Annotated in this window: 14 protein-coding genes; 7 read left to right on the forward strand and 7 right to left on the reverse strand. The window is 71.4% G+C overall.

All coding sequences use genetic code 11. The features are described 5' to 3' along the window. Nucleotides 1-72 precede the first annotated feature (72 nt). Nucleotides 73-555, forward strand: coding sequence for a 2-amino-4-hydroxy-6-hydroxymethyldihydropteridine diphosphokinase (locus H0523_RS29650; RefSeq protein WP_054434615.1), 483 nt, complete (start codon nt 73-75; stop codon nt 553-555). A gap of 64 nt (nt 556-619) precedes the next feature. On the opposite strand, the gene H0523_RS29655 is transcribed toward H0523_RS29650, so the two are convergent. From H0523_RS29655 to H0523_RS29670, 4 genes are read right to left on the reverse strand one after another with little or no spacing between them, the layout of a single operon-like run. Then, nucleotides 620-1,516 carry a sugar kinase gene (locus tag H0523_RS29655; protein ID WP_054434617.1) on the reverse strand — a complete coding sequence of 299 codons (897 nt, stop codon included), beginning with the start codon at nt 1,514-1,516 and terminating at the stop codon, nt 620-622. 51 nt (nt 1,517-1,567) lie between these two features. Further along, nucleotides 1,568-2,401, reverse strand: a complete 834-nt coding sequence (locus H0523_RS29660) for an HpcH/HpaI aldolase/citrate lyase family protein (protein WP_054434619.1) — start codon at nt 2,399-2,401, stop codon at nt 1,568-1,570. Further along, nucleotides 2,398-3,591, reverse strand: coding sequence for a CaiB/BaiF CoA transferase family protein (locus H0523_RS29665; protein ID WP_054434621.1), 1,194 nt, complete (start codon nt 3,589-3,591; stop codon nt 2,398-2,400). Before H0523_RS29665 ends, H0523_RS29660 begins: the two co-directional genes overlap by 4 nt. Continuing rightward, nucleotides 3,588-4,418: an HTD2 family dehydratase gene (locus H0523_RS29670; RefSeq protein WP_054434623.1), complete on the reverse strand. Its 831-nt coding sequence runs from the start codon at nt 4,416-4,418 to the stop codon at nt 3,588-3,590. The genes H0523_RS29665 and H0523_RS29670 overlap by 4 nt, the downstream gene beginning before the upstream one ends. Before the next feature lie 136 nt (nt 4,419-4,554). Between H0523_RS29670 and H0523_RS29675 the strand changes: the two genes are divergently transcribed. Further along, nucleotides 4,555-5,448: a LysR family transcriptional regulator gene (locus H0523_RS29675; RefSeq protein WP_006393049.1), complete on the forward strand. Its 894-nt coding sequence runs from the start codon at nt 4,555-4,557 to the stop codon at nt 5,446-5,448. Nucleotides 5,449-5,529: 81 nt separating this feature from the next. Here the strand turns inward: H0523_RS29675 and paaG are convergent, their stop codons facing one another. The 3 genes from paaG to H0523_RS29690 are packed head-to-tail and all read right to left on the reverse strand — an operon-like array spanning nt 5,530 to nt 8,661. Next, entirely contained in the window at nt 5,530-6,330 is an 801-nt protein-coding gene (paaG, locus tag H0523_RS29680) for a 2-(1,2-epoxy-1,2-dihydrophenyl)acetyl-CoA isomerase PaaG (protein WP_054434625.1), read from the reverse strand. Then, nucleotides 6,327-7,439 carry an acyl-CoA dehydrogenase family protein gene (locus H0523_RS29685; protein ID WP_054434626.1) on the reverse strand — a complete coding sequence of 371 codons (1,113 nt, stop codon included), beginning with the start codon at nt 7,437-7,439 and terminating at the stop codon, nt 6,327-6,329. The genes paaG and H0523_RS29685 overlap by 4 nt, the downstream gene beginning before the upstream one ends. Before the next feature lie 31 nt (nt 7,440-7,470). Continuing rightward, nucleotides 7,471-8,661 carry an acyl-CoA dehydrogenase family protein gene (locus H0523_RS29690; RefSeq protein WP_054434628.1) on the reverse strand — a complete coding sequence of 397 codons (1,191 nt, stop codon included), beginning with the start codon at nt 8,659-8,661 and terminating at the stop codon, nt 7,471-7,473. A gap of 195 nt (nt 8,662-8,856) precedes the next feature. Between H0523_RS29690 and H0523_RS29695 the strand changes: the two genes are divergently transcribed. The 5 genes from H0523_RS29695 to H0523_RS29715 are packed head-to-tail and all read left to right on the forward strand — an operon-like array spanning nt 8,857 to nt 13,962. After that, nucleotides 8,857-9,255, forward strand: coding sequence for a Zn-ribbon domain-containing OB-fold protein (locus H0523_RS29695; RefSeq protein ID WP_054434630.1), 399 nt, complete (start codon nt 8,857-8,859; stop codon nt 9,253-9,255). Next, nucleotides 9,252-10,424: a thiolase family protein gene (locus tag H0523_RS29700; protein ID WP_054434632.1), complete on the forward strand. Its 1,173-nt coding sequence runs from the start codon at nt 9,252-9,254 to the stop codon at nt 10,422-10,424. Before H0523_RS29695 ends, H0523_RS29700 begins: the two co-directional genes overlap by 4 nt. Before the next feature lie 17 nt (nt 10,425-10,441). Further along, nucleotides 10,442-11,956, forward strand: coding sequence for a class I adenylate-forming enzyme family protein (locus H0523_RS29705; RefSeq protein ID WP_054434633.1), 1,515 nt, complete (start codon nt 10,442-10,444; stop codon nt 11,954-11,956). A gap of 55 nt (nt 11,957-12,011) precedes the next feature. Continuing rightward, a complete protein-coding gene (locus H0523_RS29710) occupies nt 12,012-12,989 on the forward strand; it encodes a Bug family tripartite tricarboxylate transporter substrate binding protein (protein WP_054434643.1) in 978 nt (325 codons plus the stop codon). 19 nt (nt 12,990-13,008) lie between these two features. Then, entirely contained in the window at nt 13,009-13,962 is a 954-nt protein-coding gene (locus H0523_RS29715; RefSeq protein ID WP_054434635.1) for an NAD(P)H-dependent flavin oxidoreductase, read from the forward strand. The last annotated feature ends 369 nt before the right edge of the window (nt 13,963-14,331 follow it).

Here is a 14,331-nt window from a genome sequence, read left to right on the forward strand (position 1 = left end):
AGCGCCGCCCGCGCCGCCGCCCGTCCTCGCGCGGCCCCGCCGCCGGCAATGGCGGCAACGCCGAATAAGGCCATGGCCGCCCCCGTGCGCGCCTACATCGGGCTGGGCGCCAACCTGGGCGACAGCGCGGCCACGTTGCGGGCCATGCTGGCCGAACTGGCCGCCGCCGACGGCATCGCGGCGGTGACGGCCTCGCCCTTCTATCGCACGGCGCCGGTGGACGCCACCGGCCCGGACTTCGTCAACGCGGTCGCGGCCCTGGACACCACGCTGGCGCCGCTGGATCTGCTGGACCTGCTGCAGGCGCTGGAACTGCGCCATGGCCGCGAGCGGCCCTACCGCAACGCGCCGCGCACGCTCGACCTGGACCTGCTGCTGCATGGCGACGCCGCCATGGCGCACGAGCGCCTGGTCCTGCCGCATCCCCGCATGCAGCTGCGCGCCTTCGTGCTGCGCCCGCTGCGCGACCTGGCGCCGGCGCTGACGCTGGCCGGACGCGGCCTCGACGCCTGGCTCGGCGACATCACCGACCAGCCGATCGAACGGCTGGACTGAACCGCGCCAGGCGGCGCGGTTCCCGCTTGCCTCCTGATTACCCCACGGATTGGCCCCGGCCGCGTCAGGCCTTGGGCGCGAACGCCAGCATGGCGCGTTCGACGTCGTCCACGCCGGGCAGGCCGGCCTCGTTGCCCAGGTGCTGGATCTTGTGCGCCGAGGCGGCGCGGGCAAAGGTGAAGTGTTCCTTCCAGGCCAGCTCGGGCCGGTTCACGTACGACCAGACATAGGCGCCGTGGAACACGTCTCCCGCGCCGGAGGTGTCGATGATGCGCGCGGCCGGCACGTCCAGCGACGGCAGCGTGTCGACCGCGCCGGTTTCGTCGTACCAGAGCATGCCGCGCTCGCCCAGCGTCACCGCGCCGATGCGGCAGCCGCGCTGCTTGAGCAGGTCCAGCAAGCCGTGCGGCGACAGGTCGAGCTGCTCGCACATGCGTTCGGCGCAGACCGCCACGTCGATGTGGCGCAGCAGTTCGTCGGTGTTCTCGCGCACGCCGCCGCCGTCCAGCGAGGTCAGGATGCCGGCCTGGCGGCAGGCGCGCGCGTAGTGCAGCGTGGCGTCGGGCTGGTGGCCGTCCAGGTGCAGCGCGCGGTAGCCGCTGACGTCCAGGCGTGGGAAATCGTTCAGGTAGTCGGCGTCGCGCGCCCGCACGATGGCGCGCTTGCCATGGTTGGGCATGATGAACGACAGCGACGAGCGCCGCACCTGGCGCCCGTGCAGCGTGACGCCGTGCGCGGCCGCCATGTCGGTGTACATGTGGCCGAGCCAGTCCGGCGCCAGCGAGCAGATCAGGTCGGGCCTGGTGCCCAGCTTGCCGCAGGCGAACGCCGCGGTGACGGCATTGCCGCCGAACGACACGGCGTAGTCGCGCGCCACGCTTTTCTCGTCGCCGGTGGGCCATTCGTCGGCCAGCACGGTGACGTCGATATAGGTATGCCCGATAAAGAGCGCTTCGCTCATGAGTCCATCCGCGTCAGGGTTTGCCGGATTGTAGGCCGGGCGGCGGACGGCTCAGCCGGCGGCGTTTTCCCCGGCCTGCGCCAGCACCCGGCGGGCGCGGGTGATGACAGGCGCGTCGACCATCTTGCCGTCCAGCATGAAGGTGCCGGCGGCCTTGTCGCGGTGGGCCGCGACCACGCGGCGGGCCCAGGCCAGCTCGGCCGGATCGGGCGCGAAGGCGGCGTGGATCACCGGCACCTGCGCGGGATGGATGCACAGCATGCCGCCGAACCCCATCTGCTGGGCGCGCGCGGCGGCGGCGGACAGCCCCGCGTGGTCTTCGACCCCCGGGAACACGCCATCCAGCGCCGGCGCCAGCCCGGCGGCGCGGGTCTGCAGCAGCACCTGCACGCGGGCATGGTCGAGCACGGCTTCGGCGCCGGCGGTGTCCGGCGCCAGGCCCAGGTCCAGGCCGTAATCGAGGCTGCCGAACGCCAGCCGCGCCACGCCGGGCGTGCCGGCGACCTCGGCGGCGTTGAGGATGCCGCGCGCGGTTTCCAGGATGGGGATGACCGGCAGCCCGGTCTGCGCCACGTGGCGCACCTGCGCCAGGCTTTCGGCCTTGGGCAGCAGGATGCCGGCCACCGCGGGCTTGCCGCGGCAGGCTTTCAGGTCGTCGTCGTGCCACGAGGTGGAGGCGTCGTTGATGCGCACCCAGACCCGCGCCTGCGGCTGCGTGCCCAGGAAGTCGCAGAGCGCTTCGCGGGCCGAGGCCTTGGCCAGGTGCTCGACCGCGTCTTCCAGGTCGACGATGACGGCATCGGCGCCGCTGGCCAGGGCCTTGGGGATGCGTTCGGCGCGGGAGGCCGGCACGAACAGCGCGGTACGAACGACGGAATGCATCACACCACCTCCGAAGCATGGAAGCGCGCCACCTGTTCGGGCGCGTATCCCAGTGATGCTAGCACCGCATCCGTGTTCTGGCCCACGGCGGGCACCGCCGCCATGCGCGGCGCGAAGGCGTTGCTGCTGGCCGGCGGCAGCAGCGCCGGCAGCGCGCCGGCCGGGCTGTCGACCTGGCTCCAGCGGTCGCGCGCCCGCAACTGCGGGTGGGCCCAGACCCCGGCCATGTCGTTGACCCGGGCGTTGGCGATCTGCGCGTCTTCCAGCCGGTCGGTGACCTGCTGCACGCTGAGGTCGGCGAAGGCCGTGACGATCAGCGCGCGCAGGGCCTCGCGGTTGGCGGTGCGCAGCGAGTTGGTGGCGAAGCGCGGGTCCTCGGCCAGCTCGGCCTGGCGCAGCACCTGGGCGCAGAACACGCGCCATTCGCGTTCGTTCTGCAGGCCCAGCATGATGGTGTTGCCGTCGCCGGTGGGGAACGGGCCGTACGGATAGATCGAGGCATGGGCCGCGCCGGCGCGCACCGGCGGCGTGGCGCCCTCGAACGCGTAGTACATCGGGAAGCCCATCCACTCGACCATGCTCTCGAGCATGGAGACGTCCAGGCGGCTGCCCAGGCCGGTCTTCTGGCGCAGCAGCAGCGCGTTGAGGATGGCGGAATAGGCGTACATGCCGGCCGAGATGTCGGCGATGGAGCAGCCGGCCTTGACCGGGTCGTCGGCGGTGCCGGTGACCGACAGGAAGCCGCTTTCGCTCTGGATCAGCAGGTCGTAGGCCTTCTTGTCCTGGTAGGGGCCGCCTTCGCCGTAGCCGGAGATGTCGCAGACGATCAGGCGCGGGAAGCGGGCGTGCAGCGCCTCGAACGACAGCCCCAGGCGCGCGGCGGCGCCGGGCGCCAGGTTCTGCACCAGCACGTCGGCCTGTTGCAGCAGGCGATCCATGATGTCGCCGGCCTCGTCGCGCTTGAGGTCCAGCGTCAGGCTTTCCTTGGAACGGTTGGTCCAGACGAAGTGCGACGACAGGCCGCGCACGCGCTCGTCGTAGCCGCGGGCGAAGTCGCCCGCGCCGGGACGTTCGATCTTGATGACGCGCGCGCCCATGTCCGCCAGCTGGCGGGTGCAGAACGGGGCGGCGATGGCGTGTTCGAGGCTGACGACGGTGATGCCGTCCAGCGGGCGGGGGGCTGGCGTGCTCATGCGGTGAACCTCAGTTCGGCCTGGTGGGCCAGCGTGCCGTCCTGCTCGGCCCAGAGCCGGGCCAGGCCCGGTTCCTCGACGCGGCCGGCGACCTGGAAGGGCGTGGGCGAAATCAGCGGCCGCAGGCCGCGGTAGGACAGGTGCGTGGGGCGGGCGCCGGGATGGGCGCGCAGGAACGCGGCAACCATCTCGGTGGCGATCAGCGGACCGTGCACCACCAGGCCCGGATAGCCTTCGGTGCCGGTGACGTAGGGATGGTCGTAATGGATGCGGTGGCCGTTGAAGGTCACGGCCGAATAGCGGAACAGCAGCACCGACGACGGCTCGATGGCGTCGCGCCACTGCGCCTGCGGCGCCGGCTCGGTGCCGGTGAGCTTGGGCGGCGTGGGCTGGCGGTAGACGATGTCCTGCTCTTCCAGGATGGCCACTTCGCCGTCCTGGCGATATTCGTGGCGCACCGTCACGAACAGCAGCGCGCCGGTGCGGCCGGCCTTTTCCTTGACGTCGGCCACCACCGATACCCGTTCGGCCGGCACGCCCACGCGCAGCGGGCGGCGGAACTCGACCCGGCCGCCGGCCCACATGCGGTTGCGGTCCTGCGCGGGCGGCAGGAAGCCGCCGCGGGCCGGGTGCCCATCCGTCCCCAAGCCATCGGCCGCGACCGTGCTGATGAAGAACGCCCACTGCCACAGCGGCGGCAGGGGGTCGCCCACGGCCGGCGCCGGGCCGCCCAGCGTGGCGGCGATGCGCGCCGCGTGTCCGGGATCCAGCGCGTCCGCCTGGCGCTCGCCGCTGCCGATCCAGCCGGCGGGGTCTGTCGATGTCATGCCGATATTCCTCTGGTAGATGTCCTGGCGGCTAGCATCCCGCATGCCGCGCGCGCTGTGAATTCATTTTTCCTCAAGGCCGGGTTTGGAGCGCCTGAATCGTGCGCCCCGGGCCGGCCGCCGTAATATAGGCGCCATGCACTTCGACCTCGCCGACCTCCGCCTCTTCATCCACATCGCCGAATCCCCCAGCCTGACGCAGGCCGCCAAGCGGGCGCACCTGTCGCTGGCCGCCGTCAGCGTGCGGATCAAGGCGCTGGAGAACCAGCTCAACACCCGTCTGTTGTACCGCGACAGCCGCGGCGTGGAAATCACCCCGGCCGGCCAGCGGCTGTTGCAGCACGCGCGGGTCATCATGCGCCAGGTCGACCACCTGAAGCACGACTTCCAGGAACAGGCCGACGGCGATGCCGGCCACATCCGCATCTTCGCCAACACCACGGCCGTCACCGAATTCATGCCGGACATCCTGGCGCAGTTCCTGGCGGGCCATCCCGGCGTCACGGTAGACCTGCAGGAACGGCTGACGCGCGACATCGTGCGCGGCGTGCTGGACGGCACCACCGACCTGGGCATCGTCGCCGGCCCGGTCGACGCCCCCGAATTGCAGGCCATCCACTTCAGCACCGACCGCCTGGTGCTGGTGGTGCCCAACGGCCATCCGCTGCAGGACCAGGACAAGGTCAAGCTGGCCGACGCCGTGCGCTATCCATTCATCACCATGCACGAGGGCTCGACCCTGGTGGCGTTCCTGCGGGACCAGCTCGAGCGCATCGGCCAGCGCCTGCCGCAACGCATCCAGCTGTACAGCTTCGATTCCATCTGCCGGATGGTGCAGGCGGGCGTCGGCGTGGGCGTGATCCCCGACTCGGCCGCGCGCCGCTACGGCGCGGAAATGAAGCTGCGGGTGGTGGAACTGGACGAGCCCTGGGTGGTGCGCGAGCGCAAGCTGCTGGTGCGCGACATCGACGCCCTGCCCGGCTGCGCGCGTGAACTGATCGAGCAGATCCGGCAGCCGGCGGCCGCCTGACGCGCAGACGGCTCCCGCCACGCCCCGCGCCCATGCGGTATGCCTGGGCCGGTCCACGCGACAAGACGCCACGCGCCAGCCCTAGCGCCCGCCGAACGCCGGCGCGCGCTTCTGCGCGAAGGCGCGCATGCCTTCCAGGTAATCGTCGGTGTAGCCCAGCTCGCGCTGCAAGGCGCATTCCAGGTCGAACTGCTGCGCCAGCGTGTTGCCGCTGGACGCATGCAGCGCCTGCTTGGTGGCGGCGTAGGCGCGGGTCGGCCCGGCCGCCAGGGTGGCGCGGACGTCGGCCAGCGTCGCGGCCAGGTCCGCGTCCGGCACCACGCGCCAGATCAGGCCCCAGGCCTCGGCCTGCCGCGCGCTGACGGCCTCGCCGAACAGGGCCGCGCCCATGGCCCGCGCCGAACCCACCAGGCGCGGCAGGAACCAGGTGCCGCCCGCGTCCGGCAACAGGCCGATCTTGCTGAAGGCCTGGATGAAACGCGCCGACTCCACCGCGAACACCACGTCGCAGGCCAGCACCAGGCTGGCGCCAGCGCCGGCCGCGACGCCGTTCATGACGCACACCACCGGCGCCGGCAGCGCGCGCAGCCGCATGATGAGCGGCTTGTACAGTTTTTCCAGGTTCTCGCTCAGGTCACGCCGCGAACCGTCCTCGGCCGGCTTGCGCTCGCCCAGGTCCTGGCCGGCGCAGAAGCCGCGGCCGGCGCCGGTCAGGATCACGCCGCGCAAGCCGGCGTGCGCCTCCAGCGTGTCCAGCGCCCGCGCCAGCTCGGCGTGCATGACGGCGGTGAAGCTGTTCAGGCGCTCGGGGCGGTTGAGCGTGATGACGCCGACGCCCTGCTCCAGCGTGAACGTGATCTCGGTGTAGCGGTCATGGCTCATGCCAGTTCCTCCAGCACCGCCAGTTGCTCGGCGCTGTCGCCCAGCAGCAGGTCCGCGACCGTCAGGCGCTTGAAGTAGTCGCCGACCTCCAGCTCGTCCGTCATGCCCATGCCGCCGTGCAATTGCACCGCCATCTGCGCCACCAGCCGGCCGGCGCGCGCCGTTTCGAGCTTGGCCGAGGCCAGCATGCGGCGGCGCTGCGCCGCGTCGGGTTCGGTCAGCGCGGCCACCGCCACGTAGGCCATCGACAGCGCCAGTTCCCTGGCCACCAGCATCTCGGCCAGGCGATGCTGCAGGGCCTGGAACGACGCCAACGGCTGGCCGAACTGCTTGCGCGTCTTGAGATAGTCGACGGTGATCTCCAGCAGCCGCTCCATCGCGCCCGCCGCCTGGGCGCACAGCGCCGCCGTGCCCCATTGCAGCGCCTGCGCCAGGGCCGCGTCGGCCGCCGCGCCCTGCGCCAGCAGCGCGTCGGCGCCCAGCGATACCGCGTCGAAATCCAGCCGGGCGCAGCGCGCGCCGTCCAGCGTCGGCGTGTCGGTGACGCGTACCCCAGTGACATCCGCCGGCACCGCCAGCAGCAGCGTGGCGCCGTCGTCGGCCCGCGCGCTCACCAGCCAGGCGTGGGCGGCGGCGCCATGCCACACCAGGTGCTTGGCGCCGTCCAGCCGCCAGCCGCTGCCGGCGCGCATCGCGCGGCAGCCCTGGGGATCGGCCTGGTAGCGGCGTCCGGGCTCCTGGTAGGCCACGCTGACCACGCGTTCACCCGAGGCGATGCCGGGCAGCCAGCGGTCACGCGCCGCCTCGCCGCAGGCGCCGATCAGGGCCGCGCCCATCACCGCGCTGGGGATCACCGGCTCGGCCACCAGTCCGCGCCCCAGCTCCAGGTGCACCGGCAACAGGCTGGCCGGCACCTCGCCGAAACCGCCTGCTTCCTGCGGGATGTTCAGGCCCAGCACGCCCAGCTCGGCCAGCGCGCCCCAGGCCGCCTCATCGAGCCGGCCCGCGGCCTCGCGGGCGCGGCGCTGCGGCCGGGTCCATGCCTGGTCCACCAGGCGGCGCAGGCTGTCGGCCAGCATGCGCTGTTCTTCGGTATAGAGGAAATCCATGCGTCGTGTTCCTTGCGGATGCGGGCCGGGCCTACAGGCCCAGCACCAGGCGGGCGATGATGCCCTTCTGCACTTCGGTGGTGCCGCCGTAGATCGAGGTCTTGCGCATGTCGGCATAGCCGGCGCCCGAGGCCGCCGCCATCTCGGGGCCGGGGCCGTGATACGCGGCCTCGGCCAGCATCCACTCGGGGTCGTACGGCCAGGCGTCGGGGCCGGCGACTTCCATCTGCAGCATGGCCAGGTCCTGCTGGATCTCGGAGCCGCGGATCTTCAGCACCGAGGCTTCCGGGCCGGGCGTGCCGCCGTTGCTGGCCGCGACGCGCAGCAGCAGCATTTCCAGCGCCATGATGTCGACCTCGATGCGCGAGATGCGGTCGCGCATGCGGCTGTCGGCCAGCAGCGGCCGGCCGCGCGCGGTGGCCTGGGCGGCCATGTCCTTGAGGATGCCGAGTTCGCGATGGCAATGGCCCAGGCCGGCGATGCCGGTGCGTTCGTGGCCCAACAGGTACTTGGCGTAGGTCCAGCCCTGGTTCTCCTCGCCGATGAGGTTGGCGGCCGGCACGCGCACGTTCTCCAGCCACACTTCGTTGACGTCGTGGCCGCCGTCCAGCGTGCGGATCGGGCGCACCGTCACGCCCGGCGCGCGCATGTCCAGCAGCAGCATCGAAATGCCGCGCTGGGCGCGCGCCTCGGGGTCGGTGCGCGCCAGGCAGAACATCCAGTCGGCGTATTGCGCCAGCGTGGTCCAGGTCTTCTGGCCGTTGACCACGTATTCGTCGCCATCGCGCACCGCGCGGGTCTTGAGCGAGGCCAGGTCCGAGCCCGAGCCGGGCTCGGAATAGCCCTGGCACCACCAGTCCTGCACCCGCGGCATGCGCGGCAGGAAGCGCGCCTGCTGTTCGGCGCTGCCATACTTCATCAGCACCGGGCCGATCATGGACAGGCCGAAGGGCAGCAGGCGCGGCGCGCCGGCCTTGAAGCATTCGACTTCGAAGATCAATCGCTCCAGCGCGTTCCAGCCGGTGCCGCCGTGCTCGACCGGCCAGTTCGGCGCGCCCCAGCCCTGGTCGGCCAGGATGTTGTGCCAGCGCACGTAGTCGTCGCGTTCCAGGCGCTGGTGCCGGCGCACCTTGTCGCGGATGTCCCGCGGCAGCCGGTCGGCGGCGAACGCGCGCACCATTTCGCGGAACCGGATCTCTTCCGGCGTCCAGGTCAGATTCATGGCCTACCTCCTTGGAAGGCTATCTAGCCATGGCGACCGCGCGCCGGACAATCTGCGGTTGCGGAAGACCGGCTTTTGCCTCGGTGTAGGGCACGGGCACTACGGGCCGGCAAAAGGCCTGCTTCAGCAATGAAGAATGGCACCGGCCGGCGCCAGCCCCGACACTGGCGGCTCATCCCTCCGGAACCGTATGCAATGACCGCAACCGACCCACGCGCCGCCGAAGGCGTCGAGGCGCAATACCGCCAAGCGCTCGACCAGGGGCGCTTCCAGATCCAGCACTGCGACGCCTGCGACCGCGCGGTGTTCTATCCGCGCATGCTCTGCCCGCATTGCGGCGCCGCAGCGCTGTCGTGGCAGACGCCCGATGGCCGCGGCACCGTCTATTCCACCACCGTGGTGCGGCGCAAGCCCGAGGCGGGCGGCGACTACAACGTGGCGCTGGTCGACCTGGCCGAAGGCGTGCGCCTGATGAGCCGGGTCGAGGGCGTGGCGCCCGACGCCGTGCGCATCGGCATGGCGGTGCGGGCCCAGGTGGCCGTGACCGAAGGCCGCGGACTGCTGGTCTTCGTGCCGAACAAGGAGGCGCAATGACGCTGAACGATCTGCGCGGCGCCGTCGCGGTGGCGGGGGTCGGCCATGCCGGCCTGGGCCAGGCCAACGGCTACACCGAAATGGAAATCCTGGTGCAGGCGGCGCAGCGCGCCGTGGCCGACGCCGGCCTGACCATGCGCGACATCGACGGGCTCTGCACCGCCAGCGTGGCCGCGCCGATGTGGGCGATGCCGGTCATCGAACACCTGGGCATCCGCCCCAGCTTCATCGACAGCACCATGCTGGGCGGCTCCAGCTTCGTGGCGCACCTGCTGCCGGCGCTGCACGCGCTGGCCTCGGGCCAGTGCAACGCGGTGCTGGTCTGCTATGGCAGCACCCAGCGCACGTCGACGCTGAGCCGCGCCGAGATCGGCCGCGTGCGCAAGCAGTTCGATCCGCAGCCCTACGAGACGCCGTACGACCCGTTGAGCCCGCTGTCGTCGTATGCGCTGGCCGCGGCGCGCCACATGCACCAGTACGGCACCCGCCGCGAACACCTGGCGCAGGTCGCGCTGGCCGCCAACCAGTGGGCCCAGCTCAACCCCGAGGCGCAGCTGCGCGAACCGGCCACGCTGGAACAGATCCTGGCGGCGCGCATGGTGTCCGACCCCTTGAGCGTGCGCGATTGCTGCCTGGTCACCGACGGCGCCGGGGCCTATGTGCTGGTGCGCGCCGAGCGCGCCCGCGACCTGCCGCGCCCGCCGGTCTACGTGCTGGGCAACGCCACCGCCGTGTGGAACCGGCAGATCTCGTCAATGGAAGACCTGACCGTTACCGCCGCCAGCGAATCGGGCCGCCGCGCCTACGCCATGGCGGGCGTCTCGGCCCAGGACATCGACGTGGTCGAGCTGTACGACGCCTTCACCATCAACACCCTGCTGTTCCTGGAAGACCTGGGCTTCTGCGCCAAGGGCGAGAGCAAGGACTTCATCGCCGACGGCGCCATCGCGCCCGGCGGGCGGCTGCCGGTCAACACCAATGGCGGCGGCCTGTGCTGCGTGCATCCGGGCATGTATGGCGTCTTCATCATGATCGAGGCCGTGCGGCAGTTGCGCGGCGAGGCCGGCGCGCGCCAGGTGGCCGGCGCCGACCTGGCGCTGGTGCACGGCAACGGCGGCACGCTGTCCAGCCAGGCCACCGCCATCCTCGGCACCGCCGCCACGCTTTGACTCCAACCGCAGCAACCATGTCGCACGCAGAACCGCTCACCCGCATCCACCAAGTGCTGGCCCGCCAGGCCGGCGAGCAGCCCGACGCCATCTGCCTGTACGAGGAAGGCGGCGGCATCCTGACCTATGCGCAACTGTGGCAACGCGCCCAGGACGCGGCGCGCTGGCTGGCGGCCGCGGGGGTCGAGCCAGGCCATCGCGTGATGATGGTCGGCGAGAATTGCGCCGCCATGATCGCCGCGCTGTTCGGCTGCAGTCTTCTCGGCGCCTGGCCGGTGGGTGTGAACGCGCGGCTGTCGGCGCGCGAGATCGCCGCCATCGGCGCCCATGCCCAGCCGCAGGTGACGCTGTACACCAGCGGCGTCTCGTCCGCCGCCGCCGCCCATGCCGACGCGGCCGGCGCGCAAGCGGCCGATGCCGCCGCCTGGGGCCCGGGCCTGCGGGCGCGGCGCGCGGACACGCCGACGCCACCCGAGCGTGGCGACATCGCCGCCGAAGTCGCCACTGTGATCTACACGTCCGGCACCACCGGCGCGCCCAAGGGCGTCATGGTGCCGCACCGCGGCCTGCTGCACTTCGCCGGCGTCTCGGCCGCGTCGCGCCGCCTGACGCCGCGCGACATCGGCTACGCCGCCCTGCCGCTGTCGCATATCTTCGGCATCGCCACCGTGCTGATGGCCACGCTGCACGCCGGCGCCAGCCTGGTGCTGCGCAGCCGCTTCGATCCCGAGGACGCCTTCAAGGCGCTGGCCCATCCGGGCGTCAGCATCCTGCAGGGCGTGCCGACCATGTTCAACCGCATGCTGGCGGCCGCGCCGCCGCGCGGCGAATTGCGTGCGCCCGCGCTGCGCTATGTCTACACCGGCGGCGCGGCGCTCGACCCCACGCTCAAGCGCGACGCCGAGCGCTACTTCGGCGTGCCGATGCACCACGGCTACGGCATCACCGAATACGCCGGGTCCATGTTCATCACCGACATCGACACCCCGCCGGCCGATTGCAGCGCCGGCTACGCGGTGGACGGCGTCGAACTGCGCATCGGCGACGCCGACGCGCCGCGCCCGGGCAAGCGCGGCGACATCCTGATCCGCGGCCCCGGCGTGATGCTGGGCTACTACCGCGACGCGGCGCAGACGGCGCAGGCGCTGCTGCCCGGAGGCTGGCTCGCCACCGGCGACATCGGCTACCTGGACGACCGCGGCGCGCTGTACATCGCCGGCCGCTCCAAGGATCTGATCATCCGCTCCGGCTTCAACGTCTACCCGATCGAGGTGGAGGCGGTCATCAACGCCTTCCCCGGCGTGCGCCTGTCGGCGGTGGTCGGCCGTCCCACCGAGGACCACAACGAGGAAGTTATCGCCTTCGTCGAGCCCCTGGCCGGCGCGCGACTGGACACCCACCTGCTGATGCTGCACCTGCGCGCCCAGCTGGCGCCGTACAAGCGGCCCGCGCAGATCCACTGTATCGACACGATTCCCACCACCGTCAGCGGCAAGATCCTCAAGCAACCGCTGAAAGAAAGGCTGGCGTAGGCGCGGCCCCGCTGTTCCGCTCCGCGACCGGCTCATTCCACAAGGAGACATGAGCGTGAACATCAAGACCCTGCTCGCCGCGGCCGCCGCCGTGGCGGCCATGACGGCCGGCGCCAGCGCCGCCGCCGACAGCGCCTACCCCGACCGCCCCATCCGCCTGCTGGTGGGCTACGCCCCGGGCGGCCCGGTGGACACCACCGCGCGCGTCTTCGCCAAGTACCTGGGCGACAAGCTGGGCCAGGCGGTCGTGGTCGAGAACCGCGCCGGCGCCAGCGGCATGATCGCCTCCGACGCCACCGCCAAGGCCCCGCCCGACGGCTACCTGCTGGGCTTTGCCGCCAGCCCCACGCTGACCATGTCGCCATTGGTCCAGCGCAGCACCCTGTTCGATCCGCGCAAGGACTTCTCGCTGATCGGCCTGGTGGTCGACTACGCCAACGTGCTGCTGATCGGCCCGCAGGCCCCCGCGAAGAATGTGGGCGAGCTGGTCGACTACGCCCGCGCCCACCCCGACGCCGTGTCCTTCGGCTCGGCCGGCATCGGCGCCTCCAACCACCTGTCGGCCGAACTGCTGAAGAAGCAGGCCGGCGTGCCGATGCTGCACGTGCCGTATCGCGGCAACTCGCCGGCGATGATGGACGTGGTCAGCGGCAAGATCACCTTCATGTTCGACATCACCAGCACCGCCATCCCGTTCATCAAGAGCGGCAAGGCGCGCGCGCTGGCGGTCACCTCGCGCACCCGCAACCCCGAGCTGCCGGACGTGCCCACCATGATCGAGGCCGGCATGAAGGACTACGAGGTAGTCGGCTGGTACGCGCTGGTCGGCCCGCGCAAGCTGCCCGACGCCGTGCAGGCGCGCCTGACCCGGGCGCTGTCCGAGGTGTCGAAGGACCCCGCTTTCCGCCGCGCCATGACCGACGGCGGCTACACCATCAACACCGGCGACGCCGCCGCCCTGCAGCAACGCATCGACCGCGAATACGCCTTGTGGGCCGATGTGATCCAGAGCGCCAACATCCAGGCCAACTGACCCCGACGGGAACCCGCCTATGAAGCCATCCGCATTGCGCACGCAGACCCGACTGCCCATCATCGGCGCCCCCATGTTCCTGGTCTCCGGCCCGGACCTGGTGGCGGCGCAATGCGGCGCCGGCATCATCGGCACCTTCCCGTCGCTCAACGCCCGGCCGCAGGAACAGCTGCACGAGTGGATCACGCGCATCGAGGACAGGCTGTCCCGCGCGCGCCAAGCCGATCCGCAGGCGCGGATCGCGCCCTATGGCGTCAACCTCATCGTCCACCCCAGCAACGCCCGCTGGCAGGGCGACCTGGCCATCTGCGCCGAGCGCCGCGTGCCGCTGCTCATCACCTCGCTGCACCCGCCCGAGGCCGTGGTCCGCGCCGTTCACGCCTACGGCGGCCAGGTCTATCACGACGTCACCACCGTGCGCCACGCCCGCCGCGCCCTGGACGCCGGCGTCGACGGCCTGATCCTGGTCGCCGCCGGCGCCGGCGGCCACGCCGGCCAGCTCAACCCCATCGCCCTCGTCAACGAGATCCGCGCCTTCCACGACGGCCCGCTGGCCCTGTCCGGCTGCATCAGCCACGGCAAGGACATCCTCGCCGCCCAGGCCCTGGGCTGCGACTTCGCCTACATGGGCACCCGCTTCATCGCCACCCGCGAATCCCTCGCCAACGACGCCTACCGCGAAATGATCCTGCGCGCCCAGGCCGCCGACGTCACCTACACGCCCCACTTCTCCGGCGTCCCCGCCAACTACCTCACCGAAAGCATCCGCGCCGCCGGCCTGGACCCCACCCGGCTCCCCGACTACGACGCCCCGCCTCCCAACCTCGACAAGAGCACCCGGCCCAAAGCCTGGAAAGACATCTGGAGCGCCGGCCAAGGCGTCGGCGCCACCCAGGAAATCCTGTCGGTGGCCGAACTCGTGACCCAGCTGGAAACGGAATACCAGGAAGCAAAGAGGGCGCTGCTGCGCTAACACCGAGCCCCCCAAGCGCGCAGCGTCATCCGGAGCCGCAAGACACCGCGTAAGCCGGAAGACGGCCGCCCGCGCAGCCGTCTTCCGGCGGGCCCCGCAAACCCTTCCGCACCGCGCCGACGGTGACAAGCTTGCCAAGCGCCACCCTCCCCAACACCCGCCATTGAGTCACGGCGCGAGCGCATGGCGGGGCAGGCGGGGGATGGCGGGGCGTGTAGATGCGCCCGAGGGAATCCGAAGGAGTCGCCGAAGGCGAGGACGAGATTCTATGGTCCGGATCAAGCTGTTTTCAGGTTCAACCTCCCGGGATCGAAGGCTTGCCCGGTGCGCCAGACCCCGTAAGCAATACGCAACAACTTGCGCGCGATC

The sequence above is a fragment of the Achromobacter insuavis genome, from assembly GCF_902859645.1.
GTDB lineage: Bacteria > Pseudomonadota > Gammaproteobacteria > Burkholderiales > Burkholderiaceae_B > Achromobacter > Achromobacter insuavis.